This window comes from Billgrantia montanilacus, assembly GCF_003336675.1.
Taxonomy (GTDB): domain Bacteria; phylum Pseudomonadota; class Gammaproteobacteria; order Pseudomonadales; family Halomonadaceae; genus Halomonas; species Halomonas montanilacus.
The window spans coordinates 44,599-61,348 of record NZ_QPII01000003.1 but is presented as its reverse complement, the minus strand read 5'-3'; the positions used below and the strand labels follow the sequence as shown (position 1 = coordinate 61,348).

At 64.8% G+C, this 16,750-nt stretch carries 16 protein-coding genes and 1 other RNA gene; 12 read left to right on the top strand and 5 right to left on the bottom strand.

Annotated features, from left to right (window positions below; genetic code table 11):
- Both speB and DU505_RS05650 read left to right on the top strand, forming a co-directional pair.
- Positions 1 to 951: an agmatinase gene (gene speB / locus DU505_RS05655; protein WP_114478025.1), complete on the top strand. Its 951-nt coding sequence runs from the start codon at positions 1 to 3 to the stop codon at positions 949 to 951.
- 10 nt (positions 952 to 961) lie between these two features.
- Complete coding sequence (locus tag DU505_RS05650) at positions 962 to 1,909, top strand: CobW family GTP-binding protein (RefSeq protein WP_114478024.1); 948 nt, start codon at positions 962 to 964, stop codon at positions 1,907 to 1,909.
- Positions 1,910 to 2,122: 213 nt separating this feature from the next.
- Here the strand turns inward: DU505_RS05650 and ssrA are convergent.
- Positions 2,123 to 2,502: a transfer-messenger RNA gene (gene ssrA / locus DU505_RS05645) on the bottom strand.
- An 87-nt stretch (positions 2,503 to 2,589) separates the two neighbouring features.
- Positions 2,590 to 3,081, bottom strand: a complete 492-nt coding sequence (smpB, locus tag DU505_RS05640) for an SsrA-binding protein SmpB (RefSeq protein WP_114478023.1) — start codon at positions 3,079 to 3,081, stop codon at positions 2,590 to 2,592.
- Between the two features lie 128 nt (positions 3,082 to 3,209).
- Between smpB and DU505_RS05635 the strand changes: the two genes are divergently transcribed.
- Together DU505_RS05635 and DU505_RS05630 are read left to right on the top strand one after the other, a co-directional pair.
- Entirely contained in the window at positions 3,210 to 3,644 is a 435-nt protein-coding gene (locus DU505_RS05635; RefSeq protein ID WP_114478022.1) for a type II toxin-antitoxin system RatA family toxin, read from the top strand.
- Positions 3,625 to 3,945, top strand: coding sequence for an RnfH family protein (locus DU505_RS05630; RefSeq protein WP_422667000.1), 321 nt, complete (start codon positions 3,625 to 3,627; stop codon positions 3,943 to 3,945). The genes DU505_RS05635 and DU505_RS05630 overlap by 20 nt, the downstream gene beginning before the upstream one ends.
- A 13-nt stretch (positions 3,946 to 3,958) precedes the next feature.
- On the opposite strand, the gene DU505_RS05625 is transcribed toward DU505_RS05630, so the two are convergent.
- A complete protein-coding gene (locus DU505_RS05625) occupies positions 3,959 to 4,426 on the bottom strand; it encodes an outer membrane protein assembly factor BamE (RefSeq protein WP_114478263.1) in 468 nt (155 codons plus the stop codon).
- 72 nt (positions 4,427 to 4,498) lie between these two features.
- On the opposite strand from DU505_RS05625, the gene fur reads away from it, so the two are divergent.
- The gene (gene fur / locus DU505_RS05620) at positions 4,499 to 4,915 is read left to right on the top strand and encodes a ferric iron uptake transcriptional regulator (protein ID WP_114478020.1); all 417 of its coding nucleotides are present in this window, start codon (positions 4,499 to 4,501) and stop codon (positions 4,913 to 4,915) included.
- 131 nt (positions 4,916 to 5,046) lie between these two features.
- On the opposite strand, the gene recN is transcribed toward fur, so the two are convergent.
- Positions 5,047 to 6,723: a DNA repair protein RecN gene (gene recN, locus DU505_RS05615; protein WP_114478019.1), complete on the bottom strand. Its 1,677-nt coding sequence runs from the start codon at positions 6,721 to 6,723 to the stop codon at positions 5,047 to 5,049.
- A gap of 293 nt (positions 6,724 to 7,016) precedes the next feature.
- On the opposite strand from recN, the gene grpE reads away from it, so the two are divergent.
- The 5 genes from grpE to DU505_RS05590 all read left to right on the top strand — a co-directional run bounded on the left by grpE (position 7,017) and on the right by DU505_RS05590 (position 12,365).
- On the top strand, positions 7,017 to 7,646 hold the full coding sequence (grpE, locus tag DU505_RS05610) for a nucleotide exchange factor GrpE (protein WP_114478018.1): 630 nt from the start codon (positions 7,017 to 7,019) through the stop codon (positions 7,644 to 7,646).
- Between the two features lie 136 nt (positions 7,647 to 7,782).
- On the top strand, positions 7,783 to 9,714 hold the full coding sequence (gene dnaK / locus DU505_RS05605) for a molecular chaperone DnaK (protein ID WP_114478017.1): 1,932 nt from the start codon (positions 7,783 to 7,785) through the stop codon (positions 9,712 to 9,714).
- 106 nt (positions 9,715 to 9,820) lie between these two features.
- Positions 9,821 to 10,975: a molecular chaperone DnaJ gene (gene dnaJ, locus DU505_RS05600; RefSeq protein WP_114478016.1), complete on the top strand. Its 1,155-nt coding sequence runs from the start codon at positions 9,821 to 9,823 to the stop codon at positions 10,973 to 10,975.
- Between the two features lie 200 nt (positions 10,976 to 11,175).
- Positions 11,176 to 11,457, top strand: coding sequence for a DUF2218 domain-containing protein (locus tag DU505_RS05595; RefSeq protein WP_114478262.1), 282 nt, complete (start codon positions 11,176 to 11,178; stop codon positions 11,455 to 11,457).
- An 8-nt stretch (positions 11,458 to 11,465) separates the two neighbouring features.
- Complete coding sequence (locus tag DU505_RS05590) at positions 11,466 to 12,365, top strand: DMT family transporter (RefSeq protein ID WP_245947782.1); 900 nt, start codon at positions 11,466 to 11,468, stop codon at positions 12,363 to 12,365.
- On the opposite strand, the gene DU505_RS05585 is transcribed toward DU505_RS05590, so the two are convergent.
- Positions 12,362 to 14,350, bottom strand: coding sequence for an MBL fold metallo-hydrolase (locus DU505_RS05585; protein WP_114478015.1), 1,989 nt, complete (start codon positions 14,348 to 14,350; stop codon positions 12,362 to 12,364). The two genes, DU505_RS05590 and DU505_RS05585, sit on opposite strands and share 4 nt — an antisense overlap.
- A gap of 132 nt (positions 14,351 to 14,482) precedes the next feature.
- Here DU505_RS05585 and dapB point away from each other — a divergent pair, with 132 nt between their 5' ends.
- Both dapB and carA read left to right on the top strand, forming a co-directional pair.
- Positions 14,483 to 15,286, top strand: a complete 804-nt coding sequence (gene dapB / locus DU505_RS05580) for a 4-hydroxy-tetrahydrodipicolinate reductase (protein ID WP_114478014.1) — start codon at positions 14,483 to 14,485, stop codon at positions 15,284 to 15,286.
- A 263-nt stretch (positions 15,287 to 15,549) separates the two neighbouring features.
- Positions 15,550 to 16,704, top strand: coding sequence for a glutamine-hydrolyzing carbamoyl-phosphate synthase small subunit (gene carA, locus DU505_RS05575; RefSeq protein WP_181872752.1), 1,155 nt, complete (start codon positions 15,550 to 15,552; stop codon positions 16,702 to 16,704).
- Positions 16,705 to 16,750: the final 46 nt, after the last annotated feature.

Below are 16,750 nucleotides of genomic sequence, written 5' to 3'. Positions count from 1 at the left end.
ATGGCGAGTTTTAACCAGCCTCTTGGTGGCAATGAGATGCCTCGGTTCGGCGGGTCCGCGACAATGATGCGCCTGCCTGCCCATGATAGTGCAGAGGGGCTCGATGTGGCATTCATCGGAGTGCCAATGGACATCGCTACCTCTAATCGCCCGGGCACCCGACTGGGGCCCCGCCAGATTCGTGACGAATCGCGCATGCTACGGCCTTACAACATGGCTACGCGGGCCGCACCGTTCGAAAGCCTTCAGGTGGGTGACATCGGCGATGTGCCGATCAACACCTTTCATCTGCCCAAATCGGTAGAGATCATCGAGAAGTATTACGAGGACGTGTTGCAGCACGCTTGCATCCCGTTGACCCTAGGGGGCGATCACCTCATTACTTTACCCATCCTGCGAGCAATGGCGAAGAAGCACGGGCCAGTAGGGCTAATCCATATCGATGCTCATGCCGACGTGAACGAGCACATGTTCGGTGAGCCGCTGGCTCACGGTACGCCATTCCGCCGTGCTCAGGAGGAGGGGTTGCTGGCCCACGGCAAGGTGGTACAGATCGGCCTGCGCGGGACCGGCTATGCGGCCGAGGATTTCGACTGGTGCCGTCAACAGGGCTTTCGGGTGGTGTCGGCGGAGGAGTGTTGGTACCACTCGCTGGCGCCGCTGATGGAGGAGGTGCGTGCGCAGATGGGCAATACCCCCGTCTACATCACCTTCGATATCGACGGTCTCGACCCTTCCGTGGCACCTGGCACGGGTACTGTAGAAATGGGAGGTTTGACCTCAACCCAAGGGCTCGAGATCGTGCGCGGTGCGGCGGGGCTGAATATCGTCGGAGGTGACTTGGTTGAAGTCTCCCCGCCGTATGATCCCAGCGGCAACACCGCTCTGATGGGCGCGACGCTACTGTACGAAATGCTGTGCGTGCTGCCTGGCGTCCTACAGCGTGATTAAAGGAAGTTTCATGCGTGACATGACGGCTGAACTCGGCGTCACCGTTGTGGCTGGCTTCCTGGGGGCCGGAAAAACGACCCTGGTGAATCACCTGCTGCAACATTCCGATGGACGTCGACTGGGGGTCATGGTCAACGATTTTGGGGCGCTAAACATCGACGAGGCGCTTGTCGATAATCGTCGCGACGACCTGATCACCCTTAGCAATGGCTGCGTATGCTGCAGTCTGCAGGGCGAGCTCTCTTCTTCTATTGAATCAATGATCAAGCGACGAGGAGGGGAGCTCGATCATCTGCTAATTGAATGCAGCGGCGTGTCGGACCCGGAGCGGGTGGTGAATGTGCTGGGCTATCCGCGCATTCGGGCTAGAGCCCGGCTGGACGCCGTCATCACCTTGGTCGATGCAGCTCTCGATCATGCCGACCTGAGCCCGGCCCTGCGACATCTTGTGTCTTCACAGATCGATAATGCCGACCTGGTGGTGATCAACAAGACGGACCTGGTGGACGAGCAAACCATTGCTCAGCTCGAACAGGCCATTCTGCTTCCCGGCTCCCGTCATGTAAGGGCGACTCAGGCAGCACTGCCGGCGGATTTCGTCTTCTGGCCGGCATCGAGCGAGGCGCCAATGTTTCGCCGAGTGCATTCTGTTTCCTCCCCGGCGACCAGCATCGAAGCCCTAGGGCTCGAGACGCTCAGTTGGAAGCGCGAGGGTGTCGTGGATATGAACGAGCTAAGTGCGCTACTGCATGATATGCCCCAGCAGATACTGCGCTTCAAGGCCATTGTTCGCCTGGAGGACGGTCGCGTACTGGCGCTGCAACGTGCCGCTGGGAGATTGACCAGCTGGGAACTAGAGAACTGGCAGAAGGGAGAGAGTCAACTGGTATTTATCGGCGAAAATTCTCCATCACTTTGGGAATGGCTTACCTTACGCCTAGATATGCTCAGTGAGTAAAGATTCGAATTTTCCTGCCTGCATGGTCTCGCACCTGTTTACCAAGGATGCTCAGGTAGGATGCTTGAGGAGGTGTTAAGGACGCGAAGATTCAGCCCGGCCCCTCTGTGCCAGCGATAGTTAATGCCCTAGGAAAAGCTGGCCAAAATAGAGGCCAAATCATGCCAATGAAACGAAAAAAGCACCCGTAGGTGCTTTTTTCGTCTAGCTAATTGGTGGAGGCGGCGGGAATTGAACCCGCGTCCGCCGGTACTCGCTCTTCGGCTCTACATGCTTAGGTCCGTTTTTTGGTTTAACGCAGCTGGCTCCAACGGGCAGGATCCAGCAACGCGATTCCTCAAAGGTTTAGCGATTGACGTGAGGACGCCGTCAACCGCGATCCCATCATCTTTAGCTCATATCCCGTCCGCGATGAATGGGCACATCGCTTCGGGGCCGGGCTAGAAGCTAACAGCTATTAAGCTGCCAGCGCGCCCTGAGCGTAGTTGTCGTCGTTTGCGACTATTTAGTCGTGATGTTGGATTTACGAGATACATCACGCTCTCGGCATGCACCTAGGAGGTTGTCACCGGCGTCGAAGCCATGTCGCCCCCGTAGCAGGCCCATCATATCAGCATGGGCAGTACTGTGACACCTGTTTGCTGAGTGGGTTCAATCGATTCACGCAGCCCAGGAACCCGTCAGGCCTTGGTCTGCTCCCGCATGATGCGGCCCTTCTGGCGCTGCCAATCCCGGTCCTTCTCGGTGGCGCGCTTGTCGTGGAGCTTCTTGCCGGTCACCAGGGCCAGCTCACACTTCACTTTGTTGCCCTTCCAGTAGAGCTTCAGCGGCACGCAGGTGTGCCCTTTCTCCTGGGTGCGCGAGAAGATCTTGGCGATCTCCTTGCGATGCAGCAGCAGCTTGCGGGTGCGCGTAGGGTCGGCGAGCACGTGGGTGCTGGCGGTGTTGAGCGGCATGATGTGACAGCCGAGCAGCCACGCTTCGGCATCCTTGATCAGGATGTAGGTGTCGGTGAGCTGGGCCTTGCCGGCGCGAAGGCTCTTCACTTCCCAGCCGGCCAGCACCAGGCCGGCCTCGAAGGTTTCGTCGATATGGTACTCGAAGCGCGCCTTCTTGTTCTGGGCGATGGTGCTGCTGCCTGGGCCCTTGCCCTTGGCTTTCTTGATGGCCATGGTACCTCGTATCGTGTTCTGCCTTTGGCGACCTCCCCTTCGATATGGGGGGAAGCGTGATACCATTCAAGGCGTGAAATAACCGCTCATGATACGCCCTGGGCACTGTGAAGTCAGCGGAGAGCTCCATGCCATCGGTCAATCGTTCCGCCCTGGTGCGGCACACCCCTCAGGACATGTTCGATCTGGTCAACGATTTCGAGCGCTACCCGGAGTTCCTGCCCGGGTGTCGGCGGGCGCGGTTGGTCGAACGAGACGAGTCGCACCTGATCGGCGAGATGACCCTGGGGCGGGCCGGTATCGAGCAGAGCATCATGACCCGCAACGACCTGATCGAGCCGGATCGCATCGAGATGTCGCTGGTGAGCGGCCCCTTCAAGCGCCTGCGCGGCCGCTGGTTGTTCATCCCCATGGGTGAGGACAGCTGCAAGGTCTGCCTGGAGATGGAGTTCGAGTTTGCCAACCGCCTGCTCGGCATGGCGTTCGGCAAGCTGTTCCAGCAGGTGGCCGGGCAACTGGTGGATTCCTTCACGCGGCGTGCCGATGACGTCTATGGCCGCTAGTGGGGGGGGCATTCATGTCGAGGTGGCCTTTGCCCTTGCCGAGAGGCAGCGCATCGTCGCCCTGACGGTGGCCGAGGGTACGACTGTGCGCCAGGCGGTGGCCCAGGCCGAGCTGGCCAAGCATTTCCCGGAAGTGGCCCCCGAAATCTTCGAACGGGCCGACCTGGGCATCTTCGGCAAGCCGGTACGCGACCCCGACGTTCAGGCGCTGCGGGAAGGGGATCGAGTCGAGGTCTATCGCCCGCTCACGATCGATCCCAAGGCGGCGCGTGCCGAGCGCGCGGCACGCGCTCGGCAATAACCCGGCCTACGAGCTAGAGCGGCTCGGTCGAAGCCGGCTCGCCACCTTGCGGCAGGGTGCCGCCCGCTTCAGGCGTGGTTTGTGGCTGGGTCTCCGGTATCGCGTCCATGGGGTTGGCGCCTTCGACGGCAGGGCCCGCGCCATCCTGTGCACGAAGCTGGATATCCTCGGAGAAGTCGCCACGCCGTTGGATATCGACCAGCCGCTCATTGTCAAAGGTCAGCGTCACGCGACGCTGCTGTACGCCGCCATAGGCCTCGTCGAGCCGGAAGATGTAGTCCCACTGGTTGGCATCGAAAGGCGCTTCCAGCAGCGGGCGCCCCAGAACTCCCACGACCTGGTCGCGGCTCATGCCGGGTTGCAGCTGTTCGACCATGCCCTCGGTAATGTAATTACCCTGGGTCAGGTCGCGCTTGTACACACAGCCGCTGACCAGGGTCAGGGCGAGGATAAGAGTGGCGGTCTTGATCAGCTTTTGCATTTGGGTCCGTTCTTCACTATCGTGGATTCGGTCGATCATACCCGACCCTACCTGATACTGCGAAGAGCTAACATGGCCGACCAGAACCATGAACTGCGCAAGGCGGGCCTCAAGGTCACCTTGCCCCGCGTGAAAATCCTGCAGATTCTCGAGAATGCTACGGGCCAGCACCACCTGAGCGCCGAGGATGTCTACAAGTCACTGCTGGATGCCGGAGAAGACGTGGGCCTGGCCACCGTCTATCGAGTGCTGACCCAGTTCGAGTCAGCCGGCCTGGTGATTCGCCACAATTTCGACGGCGGCCACGCCGTGTTCGAGATTTCCCAGGAAGAGCATCATGACCACATGGTGTGCCTGGACAGCGGCGAGATCATAGAATTCTTCGACGAGACCATCGAGCGGCGTCAGAAAGAGATCGCCGAAGAGCATGGCTTCGAGCTCGTTGACCATGCCCTGGTGCTCTACGTGCGCCCCCGCGGTTCCGCCTGATACGCCGGCAAGGCTAGCCGATTCCAGGCCCGCTGATTCCAGGTTCGCCGATTCCACAGACAACAGCGACCCCGCTCCGAAAGGTGCGGGGTCGCTGTCGTCTGTTGCGGAGGGTGGCGCATGAAGGGCACTCAGTGGTGCGCGCTCTGCTGGCTGGCGTCGAGCATCTCCCGGGCGTGAGCCAGGGTGCGGTCGGAGAGGTTCACCCCGCCCAGCATGCGAGCCAGCTCGCTGACGCGGCCGGCTTCGTCGAGTAGCGCCATGCGAGTCTGCGTGGTGTTGCGCCGTGCCTGCTTCTCGATATGCAGGTGGTGGTGGGCCTGGGCGGCCACCTGGGGCAGGTGGGTCACGGTCATGACCTGTCCGTCGGTGCCGAGCCGCCGCAGCAGCTGGCCGACGATCTCGGCGGTGGCGCCCGAGACGCCGACATCCACCTCGTCGAATATCAGGCTGGGAATGGTCGAGTGGCGTGCCGCCACCACCTGGATCGCCAGGCTGATGCGCGACAGCTCGCCGCCGGAGGCCACCTTGGAGAGCGGGCGAGGCGGCTGGCCGGGGTTGGCGCTGATCAGGAAGCGGATGCCCTCCAGGCCATCGGCGGCCGGCATCTCGCGGGCTTCCACTTCAACCTCGAAGCGCGCCTTGCCCATGGCCAGGAAGGCCAGCTGCTCCTGGACCGCCTTGCCGAACCGGGTGGCCGCTCGCTGTCTCGCCTCGCTGACGCTGCGGGCCTGCTGGCGCCAGGAATCGCGCAGGGCCTCCACCTCGGCGCGCAGCGCCTCCAGGTCGTGTTCCCCTCCCTCCAGGCCTTCCAGCTCTGCCTGCAGCCGCAGCTGCAGGCTGGGCAGCTCTTCCGGCATGACGTGATGCTTGCGGGCGATGCGGTGGACTTCGCTCAGCCGCGACTCGACCCAGGCCAGCTGCTCCGGGTCCAGCTCGGTGGTATCGACGAAGCGGTGCAGCTCCCGTGCCGCCTCCTCGATCTGGATACGTGCCTCGCCCAGCATGCTCAGCGCCTCGGCCAGCCCGCCCTGGGCGTGGCCCGGCAGCACGCCGAGGCGGCTGCTCGCCTGGTGCAACAGCGATAGCGCGCCGCCCTCGTCGCTGTCACAGCAGTCGGCGGCGAACTGGGCCTCGCGAATGGTTTCCTCGGCATGGGCGAGCAGCTCCTGCTCGCGCTCCAGGGTCGCCAGCTCGTCGTCCCCCAGGGCCAGGGCGTCCAGCTCCTCGACCTGATAGCGCAACAGCTGCCGCCGTGCCTGCACTTCGTCGCCGCTCTCGGCCAGCCGCTTGAGCCGGCGGCGGGCGGCCTGCCAGCTGCGGAAGGTCTCGGCCAGCTCGGTCACTGCCGTGCGCTGGCCGGCGAAATCGTCGAGCAGGCGCAGGTGGGTCTCCTCACGCAACAGCGCCTGATGGGCGTGCTGGCCGTGAATCTCCACCAGGTGCTCGCCCAGGGCCTTGAGGTCGGCGATGGTCGCCGGCTGGCCGTTGATCCACGCCTTGGAGCGGCCGGCCGCGGTCACCACGCGGCGCAGCAGGCAATCGTCGGCGGGCAGTTCGCGTTCTGTGAGCCAGGCGCGGGCGGCTGGCAGTGCGGCGATATCGAAGCGGGCGCTGAGGTCGGCACGCTCGCAGCCGTGGCGAATGCTGCCGGCATCGGCGCGTTCGCCCAGGCACAGCCCCAGGGCGCCGAGCAGGATCGACTTGCCGGCCCCGGTCTCGCCGGTAATGGCGGTCATGCCGCCGGCAAGCTCCAGGTCGAGGCGTTCGACGATGGCATAGTCTCGAATGGCAAGCTGAGTCAGCATCTTTCCTCCCGGCGCCTTGGCTCTCGACGGCTCGTTGTGACAGTTCGTTGAGACAATTCATTGCAGACGGCTCGTCACAACAGCTGGCCTGAGCAGCAGGCTGGATATCCATACACCTTTAATGAGTTTTTATACAGTAGACGACCGTCTCTCTCAATGCACATGTCAATTCCTTGGGTGTTTTTTCTTGAGATTTTCGTCGTGGCCCCCATATAGGCGGCAGATTGCGATGCTATCGCCAACCCGAATCCTGTTCGGCCCGCGGGGCCGATTCACCGTTTCAGGAGATGTTCATGGCTAAAGAACCCCAGACCCCGCTGGACGACGAGCTGGCAAGGCGCGAAGAAGAGGCCGAACCGCAGCCCGTGGAGGGTGAGCTCGAAGGCGAGGCCATCGAGGCGGCCGACGAGGCCGAGGCGCTGGCCGAGCAGGCCGAAGTGGGCGACAACCCCGAGGCCGAGATGCTGGCCGCCCAGGTCGCCGAGCTCGAGGAGAGCCTGGCCGAGGCCAAGGATCAGGTGCTGCGCACGGCAGCCGAGGCGCAGAATGTGCGCCGGCGCGCCGAGCAGGAGGCCGAGAAGGCGCGCAAGTTCGCCCTCGAGCGCTTCGTCAAGGAGCTGCTGCCGGTGGTCGACAGCTTGGAGAAGGCGCTGGAGGCCATGGGCGAGGACGCCAGCGAGGCTCACCGGGAGGGGGTCTCGATGACCCTCAAGATGCAGCACGATGTGCTGGGCAAGTTCGGCGTCGAGGCGGTTGACCCACAGGGCGAGCCCTTCGACCCCCAGTACCACGAGGCCATGGCCATGGTGCCCAATCCCGAGCTCGAGCCCAACAGCGTGATGGAAGTGATGCAGAAGGGCTACCTGCTCAACGGTCGCCTGGTGCGCCCGGCCATGGTGGTGGTCAGCAAGGCTGCCAGCTAGTCGGTCATCGCAACGGGTAGATCATCTGAAATAGGGGCAGGACTTGAAAAAGCAGACACTGCCCCCCAGATAGACGACAACCCCGCGGCAAGCGCCGCAGAGACGAATTCAAGCAACGACTTTTCGAGGATTTCCTATGGGACGCATCATCGGTATTGACCTGGGGACCACCAACTCCTGTGTAGCCGTGCTCGACGGCGACAGCGCCAAGGTGATCGAGAACGCCGAAGGTACTCGCACCACGCCTTCCATCATCGCCTACACCGATGATGGCGAGATCCTGGTGGGGCAGTCGGCCAAGCGCCAGGCGGTCACCAACCCCGAGAATACCCTGTACGCCATCAAGCGCCTGATCGGCCGTCGCTTCAAGGACGACGTCGTCCAGAAGGACATCAAGATGGTGCCCTACGGCATCGTCGAGGCCGACAACGGCGACGCCTGGGTGGAAGTGAAGGGCAAGAAGCTGGCACCGCCGCAGGTTAGCGCCGAAGTGCTGAAGAAGATGAAGAAGACCGCGGAAGACTACCTGGGTGAGGAAGTCACCGAGGCGGTCATCACCGTGCCGGCCTACTTCAACGACAGTCAGCGCCAGGCCACCAAGGATGCCGGTCGCATCGCCGGCCTCGAGGTCAAGCGCATCATCAACGAGCCCACGGCGGCGGCGCTGGCCTACGGCATGGACAAGTCGCGTGGCGACAAGACCATCGCGGTCTACGACCTGGGTGGCGGCACCTTCGATATCTCCATCATCGAAGTGGCCGACGTCGACGGCGAGACCCAGTTCGAGGTGCTGGCCACCAACGGCGACACCTTCCTGGGTGGCGAAGACTTCGACATGCACCTGATCAACTACCTGGTCGATCAGTTCAAGTCCGACAGCGGCATTGACCTGTCTGGCGACAACCTGGCCATGCAGCGCCTCAAGGAAGCCGCCGAGAAGGCCAAGATCGAGTTGTCCAGCGCCCAGCAGACAGACGTCAATCTGCCCTACATCACCGCCGACAACACCGGTCCCAAGCACCTCAACGTGAAGGTGACCCGGGCCAAGCTCGAGTCGCTGGTGGAAGACTTGGTGCAGCGCTCCATGGGGCCGTGCAAGACTGCCCTGGCCGATGCCGGCCTGTCCGCTTCCGAGATCGACGACGTGATCCTGGTCGGTGGCCAGACCCGCATGCCGATGGTGCAGAAGAAGGTCGCCGACTTCTTCGGCAAGGAAGCCCGCAAGGACGTCAACCCGGACGAGGCCGTGGCCGTGGGTGCGGCAATCCAGGGCGGCGTGCTCGGCGGCGACGTCAAGGACGTGCTGCTGCTCGACGTCACCCCGCTGACGCTCGGCATCGAGACGCTGGGCGGCGTGATGACTCCGCTGATCGAGAAGAACACCACCATCCCGACCAAGAAGACCCAGACCTTTTCGACCGCGGATGACAACCAGACCGCCGTGACCATCCACGTGCTGCAGGGTGAGCGCAAGCAGGCGGGCGGCAACAAGTCGCTGGGCCGCTTCGACCTGGCCGACATTCCGCCGGCGCCGCGTGGCGTGCCACAGATCGAGGTCGCCTTCGACCTGGACGCCAACGGCATCCTCAACGTGTCCGCCAAGGACAAGGCCACCGGCAAGGAGCAGTCGATCGTGATCAAGGCCTCCAGCGGCCTGAGCGATGACGAGATCGAGCAGATGGTCCGCGATGCCGAGGCCCACGCCGACGAGGACAAGAAGTTCGAGGAGCTGGTGGCGCTGCGCAACCAGGCCGACGGCATGGTCCACGCCTCGCGCAAGACCCTGGAAGAGGCCGGCGACAAGGCCAGCGACGAAGAGAAGCAGGCCATCGAGACCGCCATCGGCGACCTGGAAGAGGCGCTGAAGGGCGACGACAAGGACGACATCCAGGCCAAGCTGGACAAGCTGACCGAAGCCTCCGGCAACCTGGCCCAGAAGATGTACGCCGAGCAGGCCGAGGCAGCCCAGCAGGGCGGTGGTGACGGCGGCGAAGATGCCGGCAAGCCGGACGAGGACGTGGTCGACGCCGAGTACGAAGAAGTCAACGACGACCAGAAGAAGCCGTAATCGTCGAAGGTATGCCACGGCCGACGGCAGCGCGGGGGGATGACTCCCGCGTTGCCGTTTCCGCGGATCAGGCGATAACTGCCTAGACCAGGAGGCGCATGGACCCATGTCCAAACGCGATTATTACGAAGTGCTCGGCGTCGAGCGCGGGGCCGACACGAAAGACATAAAGAAGGCCTACCGACGCCTGGCACAGAAATACCATCCGGACCGCAATCCGGATGACGAAAGCTCGGCCGAGCGGTTTCGGGAAGTCTCCGAAGCCTACGAGATCCTGAGCGACGGCGAGAAGCGTGCTGCCTACGACCAGTTCGGCCATGCCGGCGTCGACGGCCAGGCCGGCGGCTTCGGTGCCGGTGGTTTCGGCGGCGGCGCGGGAGCCGGCGGCTTCAGCGATATCTTCGGCGACGTGTTCGGCGACATCTTCGGCGGTGGCGGCGGCCGGCGCAGCCCCCACGCGCCGCAGCGGGGCAGCGACCTGCGCTACAACCTGGAGCTGGACCTGGAGAGCGCAGTTTCCGGCACCACCGTCGACATCCGCGTGCCCCGCCACGTGGAGTGCGAGCGCTGCGACGGCCAGGGTGCTGAGCCGGGCTCCAGCAAGGAGACCTGTCCCACCTGTAACGGCCACGGCCAGGTGCGCATGCAGCAGGGCTTCTTCGCCGTGCAGCAGACCTGCCCCACCTGCCACGGCAGCGGCGTGCACATCAAGGTGCCCTGCCACAAGTGCCACGGCGAAGGCCGCGTGCGCGAGACCCGCACCCTGTCGGTGAAGATCCCGGCCGGCGTGGATACCGGCGATCGCATCCGGCTCAACGGCGAGGGCGAGTCCGGCGTGAACGGCGGGCCCCCCGGCGATCTCTACGTGCAGGTGGCGATCAAGCCGCACCACATCTTCCAGCGCGACGGCAAGCACCTGCACTGCGACGTGCCGATCAACTTCATCGACGCCGCCCTGGGCGGCGAGCTGGAAGTGCCGACGCTGGACGGCCGGGTCAAGCTCAAGATTCCGCCCGAGACCCAGACCGGCCGGCTGTTCCGCCTGCGCGGCAAGGGCGTCAAGCCGGTGCGCGGTGGCCCTCCCGGCGACCTGCTGTGCAAGGTGGTGGTCGAGACGCCGGTCAACCTCAACGACGAGCAGAAGGACCTGCTGCGCCAGCTCCAGGAAAGCCTGGGGGGCACCAACAGCGCCCACCACTCGCCCAAGAAGAGCGGCTTCTTCGACGGCGTGAAGAAGTTCTTCGAGGATATGAAGCCGTAGGGCTTCCGGCTACAGCTCGGCAGACAAGACCCCGGCCACCGCAAGGAGCCGGGGTCTTGTTTTTCCAGCAGGCTCATCGAGTGGGGCGTCGAGTCGATGAGCCATTTTGTCGAACACTGCGTTCGCCAGGCTCGGGACTGGTATTGCCTACCCGGATCGTCCTAGTCTATGCGTTCAATCGAAAACGAATGGAGGTCGTCATGCCGATGTCGCGAACGGAGATCGCTACCGAGTCAGCTGCGAAGCTGATGAACCGGCTGTGCAAGCACTGGGCGCACAAGCTGGAGGTGGAGCAGGGCGAGACCGAGAGCCGGGTGGTCTTCGAGGAGGGCTCCTGCCTGATGCAGGTCGAGCCGGGCAAGCTGGTGGTGGCCCTCGAGGCGCTGGAGGAGGAGAGCCTCGATCGCCTGGAGGGCGTGCTGGATGCCCACCTTCAGCGCATGGCGGGTGACGAGGATCTGGATATCGTCTGGGAAAATTGAACGTCCCGGTGTCGCCCCGCGCCGCCCACCTGGGCATGCTGCTGTGGGCGGCGCTGGTGGGGCTGTCGTTTCCCGCCGTCGAGCTGATGAGCCAGCTGCCGCCGCTGTCGCTGACCGCGCTGCGCTTCGCCATCGCCTGCGCGGGGCTCTGGTGGCTGGCGCGCCGCTCGGCTGATTTCCTGCCCTCCTGGCGGCTACTGCCCCTCTATAGCCTGATGGGCCTCTGCCTGGCCGGTTTCTTCGGCGCCATGTTCTGGGCGGCGCATCACGCCACGGCGCTTTCCATGTCGACGCTCTACGTCACCGTGCCGCTGCTGGCCTTCCTGCTGGGGCTGGGCTTTCGCGTCGAACGGCTGACCTGGCAGCTGCCGGCGATTCTTGCGCTGGGCGCCATGGGGGCGCTGGGGCTGGCCGTTGCCGAGTCGATGGGGCATGGCGAAGGACTCCAGTTCGGCATCGGCGAGGCGGTGTTCTTCCTCGGCTGTGTCTCCTCGGCACTCTACCCGGTGCTGAGCAAGTGGGGGCTCGGCCATGGCTGGCTGCCGGAAGCGGCCTCGGTGCGCACCTTCTGGAGCCTGGGAATGGGCGGGGTATGGATCGGCCTGCTGGGGTTGGCCATCGAGCCCGCCGCCGAGCTCATGTCGATGCCCTGGCAGGACCTGCTGCTGGTGACCTACCTGGGGCTGTTCTCCAGTGCCCTGACCTTCTGGCTGATGCAGCGGGCCACCTCGGCGTTGACCCCCGGGGCCGTCACCGCCTACGGCTATCTGGTGCCCTTCGTCTCCATGCTGCTGCTGTTCGTCACCGCACCCGAGCAGATCGGCTGGCACTGGCTGCCGGGCAGTGCCCTGGTGCTTGCCGCCATCGGCATGCTGTTGTGCCAGAATGGCCGGCGCGACACTGGCTAGTCGCCGACTTCCTCGCCTTCGTCCCACGGCCCAGGCTCGCTGCCGGGAGTGGCGGCCAGGCGCGGGAAGTGCCGGCGAATCTCTTTGTAGAGCTCGCCCACGTCGTCGACGTGACGGCGCGAAAAGTGAAACGGCACCAGCTGGCCAACCTCGGCTGCGGCGGCGATCTCGCCGCAGGCGCGGGCGGTCAGGTGGCCGGTGCGTTGGGCCTGTTCTAGCTGCTCCTCACGGAACGAGGCCTCGCAGAACAGTACCCCGGCGCCGCGGGCAAGGCGCAACAGGCGCTCGCGATTATCGGGCGTGTCGCCGAAGTCGGTGGCATAGACCAGGCGCCGGCCCGGCTGCGAGAACAATAGCTGTGCGGCAAGCTCGGCGGCCGGGCGGCGGCTACCATCGGGCAGGACGATTTCGCTCTCATCGTCGCTGGTCAGTACGCGCTGCTTGAGTTCGCCGAGCCACGGGCCGGGCGACCAGCCGTGCGCTTCCAGGCGCTCCTTGCGTACCTTGACCTGCACGTCCGGCTCGTAAGCGAAGGCCAGCACCGGCGTGCCGTGATCCAGCGTGACGGCGCGCACGCGAAACCCTGGCTCCGCGTGGAGTACGCCATCTTCGACGTCCCTGGGGGAGAGCGCCTTCATCGACTGGCCGGCTGCCAGGCGATAGTGGGCCAGGCGCTCGCCGTGCAGCTCGTAGACCTCGAAGCGGGGCGCCTTTGCCTCGACCCGATCCCATAGTATGCCTCGTATCAACCCGTCCAGATGTCCGGCGAGCCCGGGTGGCCCATACATCCGGCACGGTGGATAGTCGCCAATGCGCGAGCGCAGCAGCCACAGGAAGCCGCCGATGTGGTCGAAGTGGGCGTGGCTGATGAAGACATCGCTGACCTGGTGGGCCAGCCGTGCCGGCAGCCGGCCGGGGTCGCCCAAGTCGAACAGCAGACTGCGCTTGCGATGACGCAGGCGCAGATGCAGCAGCGGGTCGCCGAACACACCGTTGACCAGTGTCGCGCGTACCCCATCGAGGCGCAGAGTCGGCCGCGGGCCGTCGACGGCTTCCTGTAAAGCCAGCCTCAAGGATGGCTCGTCGGGTGTCGCTGGGTGAGGGGCACGATAGGGGCGCGCCGTGCCGAGATGGCCTTCGGGATGGCGCATGGCGTCACGTATCACCAGGGTGCGCGGGGTGTCGCCCAGTGGCGGAGTCAGCAACTTGAGCCGTTCACCTTCCAGCGCAAGCAATTCCCCCATGGCCAGGGTGCGGCCGTTAGCGTCGAGCAGGCCGACCTGGCGCCTGTGCCAGGCGGCGGCGACGTCGTGCGGTGGCGGTGTGCCGATGATGGCCAGGCCGACAAGATCGATTTCCTGAGCGGTGGCAGCGGCCAAATAGGTGTCCCACGCCTCGGTACGCCGCTGGGTGCGAAGCTGGCGCCCCGGATAGCGCGCGAGCGGGGCGGCAGACAACCCCAGCGTTTCCAGGCCCAGCGCCAAGCGTTCCTGCGCGTAAGGATCGGGCTCGTTTCCCGGCGCCAGCCGCACCAAGGCACTGGCGTGGCTGGCGCTGACGAGTGCAGCAAGCAACTCGGCGCCGCCGATGCCGCGTTCCACACCCGGCGTATCGACGATCAGCGGTCCGGTCTCGACGCGCCCGGCAAGCCGGCGTACCGCCTCGGCCAGCGGCAGGCGGAAGCGCACGCTGTCCAGGGAGGCCAGTGCCTCGATGGCCTCCAGGTGCCAGTCGCCGCCTACGCCAAGCTGCGGGTCCCAGCGCCCAAGGCACACGGCGCCGGGTGGGCCGAAACCGGGTAGTCCGGGGTCGGCGCTTAGGCAATGACACACCTCGCCGCGCTCGACCAGGCGGGCGGCCACTGACCGGGCAAGGGTCGTCTTGCCGCTGCCGGGCGGGCCGGTCAGCAGTATGCAGGGGTGGCGGCGCAGCAGGTCGAGCAGGGCGGTTTCATTGGCGGAGCCGGGCGGTATCGGGGTCGGCATGGTGTTCCTTGCATCGTATCGTCATGTCCAGTGTGGGCGATCCTGCCGCCGCTACCCAAGCATCGGTCCAGGCGGGGTATGCTCTGGTATACTCCCTGTCATCTTCAACTTACCGATTTCGCAGGAGTCCGCATGACCCGTATCGCCATCGTCGGCGTCGCCGGCCGCATGGGCCGCACCCTGGTCAACGCCGTGCAGCAGGATGCCGGAGCCACCCTGGCCGGCGGTATCGTCGAGCCGGGCAGTTCGCTGGCCGGTGCCGATATCGGCGAGCTGGCGGGCGTCGGCAAGCTGGGGGTGACGGCGGTGGACTCCCTCGAGGCCATCGTCGATGACTTCGACGTGCTGATCGACTTCACCAGCCCGCAGGTGACGCTGGCCAATCTGGCGTTCTGCGCCAAGCATGGCAAGCGGATCGTCATCGGCACCACCGGGCTCTCCGACGAGGAGCTGGCCGCGCTCGACGCCTACCGTGACAGGCTCCCGCTGGTCTTCGCGCCCAACATGAGCGTCGGAGTCAACCTGACGCTGAAGCTGATGGAAACCGCGGCCCGGGCGCTGGGCGACGAGGGCTACGACATCGAGGTGATCGAGGCGCACCATCGCCACAAGGTGGATTCCCCCTCGGGCACCGCGCTGAAGATGGGCGAGGTGGTGGCCGAGAGCCTCGGCCGCACGCTCAAGGAGCACGGCGTCTTCGCCCGCGAGGGCCAGTGCGGGCCGCGCACGGACAAGGAAATCGGCTTCGCCACGGTGCGTGCCGGGGATATCGTCGGCGAACACACGGTGATGTTCGCCACCGAGGGCGAGCGCATCGAGATCACCCACAAGGCATCGAGCCGCATGACCTTTGCCAAGGGTGCGGTACGCGCGGCGCGCTGGGTGGCCGACCGGCCCAATGGGCGATATGACATGCAGGATGTATTGGGTTTGTGAGCCATCGCGGTAGCCAAATGAGATCGAATCCTGTAATATCCCCAAAATTTTGGCCGGGCGCCTGAAAATAGCAGTCATCACTGCGCGCTTGTTGCGTTTGCCAGCCCCCGAAGAATATGACAACAAGCGGGATGAAACCGGTTCTTTTATCGGCTTCGTCCCGCTTTTTTACGAGCCGAATCTGTCGCAGCGACGATAGCCGCGGAGCCTGCGCCCCTCAGGCTCCCACAGCATGGGAGGACCTTGTCTTGAACAGCCCCGCATTGAACAAACCCGCGATACTGGCCCTGGAAGATGGCAGTCTCTTTCACGGCACGGCCATCGGTGCCGATGGACAGACCAGCGGTGAGGTGGTGTTCAATACGGCCATGACCGGCTATCAGGAAATCCTCACCGATCCCTCCTATACCCGGCAGATCGTCACCCTCACCTACCCCCACATCGGCAATACCGGCGTCAACGCCGAGGATGTGGAGTCCGGCGCCATCGCCGCCGCGGGCCTGGTGATCCGCGACCTGCCGCTGATCGCCAGCAATTTCCGCTCCGAACAATCGCTCTCCGACTACCTGAAGAGCCAGAACGTGCTCGGCATCGCCGATATCGATACCCGGCGGCTGACCCGCATCCTGCGCGACAAGGGCGCCCAGAACGGGGCGATCCTGGCCGGCGACCTGGCCTCCGGCGACGACGCTGTCGAGCGCGCCCTGGCGGCGGCCCGGGAGTTTCCGGGGCTCAAGGGCATGGACCTGGCCAAGGTGGTTTCCTGTCAGGCTCCCTACGAGTGGACCGAGGGCGAATGGACCCTGGGTGAGGGCTACGCCGACACCAGCCAGAGCGAGCGCCCCTTCCACGTGGTCGCCTACGACTACGGGGTGAAGCGCAACATCCTGCGCATGCTGGCCAGCCGCGGCTGCCGCCTGACGGTGGTGCCGGCCCAGACCCCGGCCGCCGAGGTGCTGGCCATGAACCCGGACGGTGTCTTCCTTGCCAACGGCCCCGGTGACCCCGAGCCCTGCGACTACGCCATCAAGGCCATCGGCGAGATCCTCGAGACCGATATCCCGGTATTCGGCATCTGCCTGGGCCATCAGCTGCTGGCGCTGGCCAGCGGAGCGAAGACGGTGAAGATGGGGCTCGGCCACCACGGCGCCAACCATCCGGTGCAGGACCTCGACACCGGCCACGTGATGATCACCAGCCAGAACCACGGCTTCGCCGCCGAGGAGTCGACCCTGCCGGCCAACCTGCGTGCCACCCACCGTTCGCTGTTCGACGGTTCGCTGCAGGGCATCGAGCGCACCGACCGCCCGGCCTTCAGCTTCCAGGGTCACCCCGAGGCGAGCCCCGGCCCAAAGGACGTGTCGCCGCTGTTCGACCGTTTCGTCGCCATGATGAAGGAGCGCCTCGCCACGCGCTGAATGAATCTGCCCGGTCAGCCCCCAGGGCCCCGCCGGGCATCGAACG

Excerpts from the sequence above, each read along its gene's own strand:
- speB (WP_114478025.1), top strand. The coding sequence starts at position 1 with ATGGCGAGTTTTAACCAGCCTCTTGGTGGCAATGAGATGCCTCGGTTC.
- DU505_RS05650 (WP_114478024.1), top strand. The coding sequence starts at position 962 with ATGCGTGACATGACGGCTGAACTCGGCGTCACCGTTGTGGCTGGCTTC.
- smpB (WP_114478023.1), bottom strand. The coding sequence starts at position 3,081 with ATGGCCATCAAGAAAGCCAAGGGCAAGGGCCCAGGCAGCAGCACCATC.
- DU505_RS05635 (WP_114478022.1), top strand. The coding sequence starts at position 3,210 with ATGCCATCGGTCAATCGTTCCGCCCTGGTGCGGCACACCCCTCAGGAC.
- DU505_RS05630 (WP_422667000.1), top strand. The coding sequence starts at position 3,625 with ATGACGTCTATGGCCGCTAGTGGGGGGGGCATTCATGTCGAGGTGGCC.
- DU505_RS05625 (WP_114478263.1), bottom strand. The coding sequence starts at position 4,426 with ATGCAAAAGCTGATCAAGACCGCCACTCTTATCCTCGCCCTGACCCTG.
- fur (WP_114478020.1), top strand. The coding sequence starts at position 4,499 with ATGGCCGACCAGAACCATGAACTGCGCAAGGCGGGCCTCAAGGTCACC.
- recN (WP_114478019.1), bottom strand. The coding sequence starts at position 6,723 with ATGCTGACTCAGCTTGCCATTCGAGACTATGCCATCGTCGAACGCCTC.
- grpE (WP_114478018.1), top strand. The coding sequence starts at position 7,017 with ATGGCTAAAGAACCCCAGACCCCGCTGGACGACGAGCTGGCAAGGCGC.
- dnaK (WP_114478017.1), top strand. The coding sequence starts at position 7,783 with ATGGGACGCATCATCGGTATTGACCTGGGGACCACCAACTCCTGTGTA.
- dnaJ (WP_114478016.1), top strand. The coding sequence starts at position 9,821 with ATGTCCAAACGCGATTATTACGAAGTGCTCGGCGTCGAGCGCGGGGCC.
- DU505_RS05595 (WP_114478262.1), top strand. The coding sequence starts at position 11,176 with ATGCCGATGTCGCGAACGGAGATCGCTACCGAGTCAGCTGCGAAGCTG.
- DU505_RS05585 (WP_114478015.1), bottom strand. The coding sequence starts at position 14,350 with ATGCCGACCCCGATACCGCCCGGCTCCGCCAATGAAACCGCCCTGCTC.
- dapB (WP_114478014.1), top strand. The coding sequence starts at position 14,483 with ATGACCCGTATCGCCATCGTCGGCGTCGCCGGCCGCATGGGCCGCACC.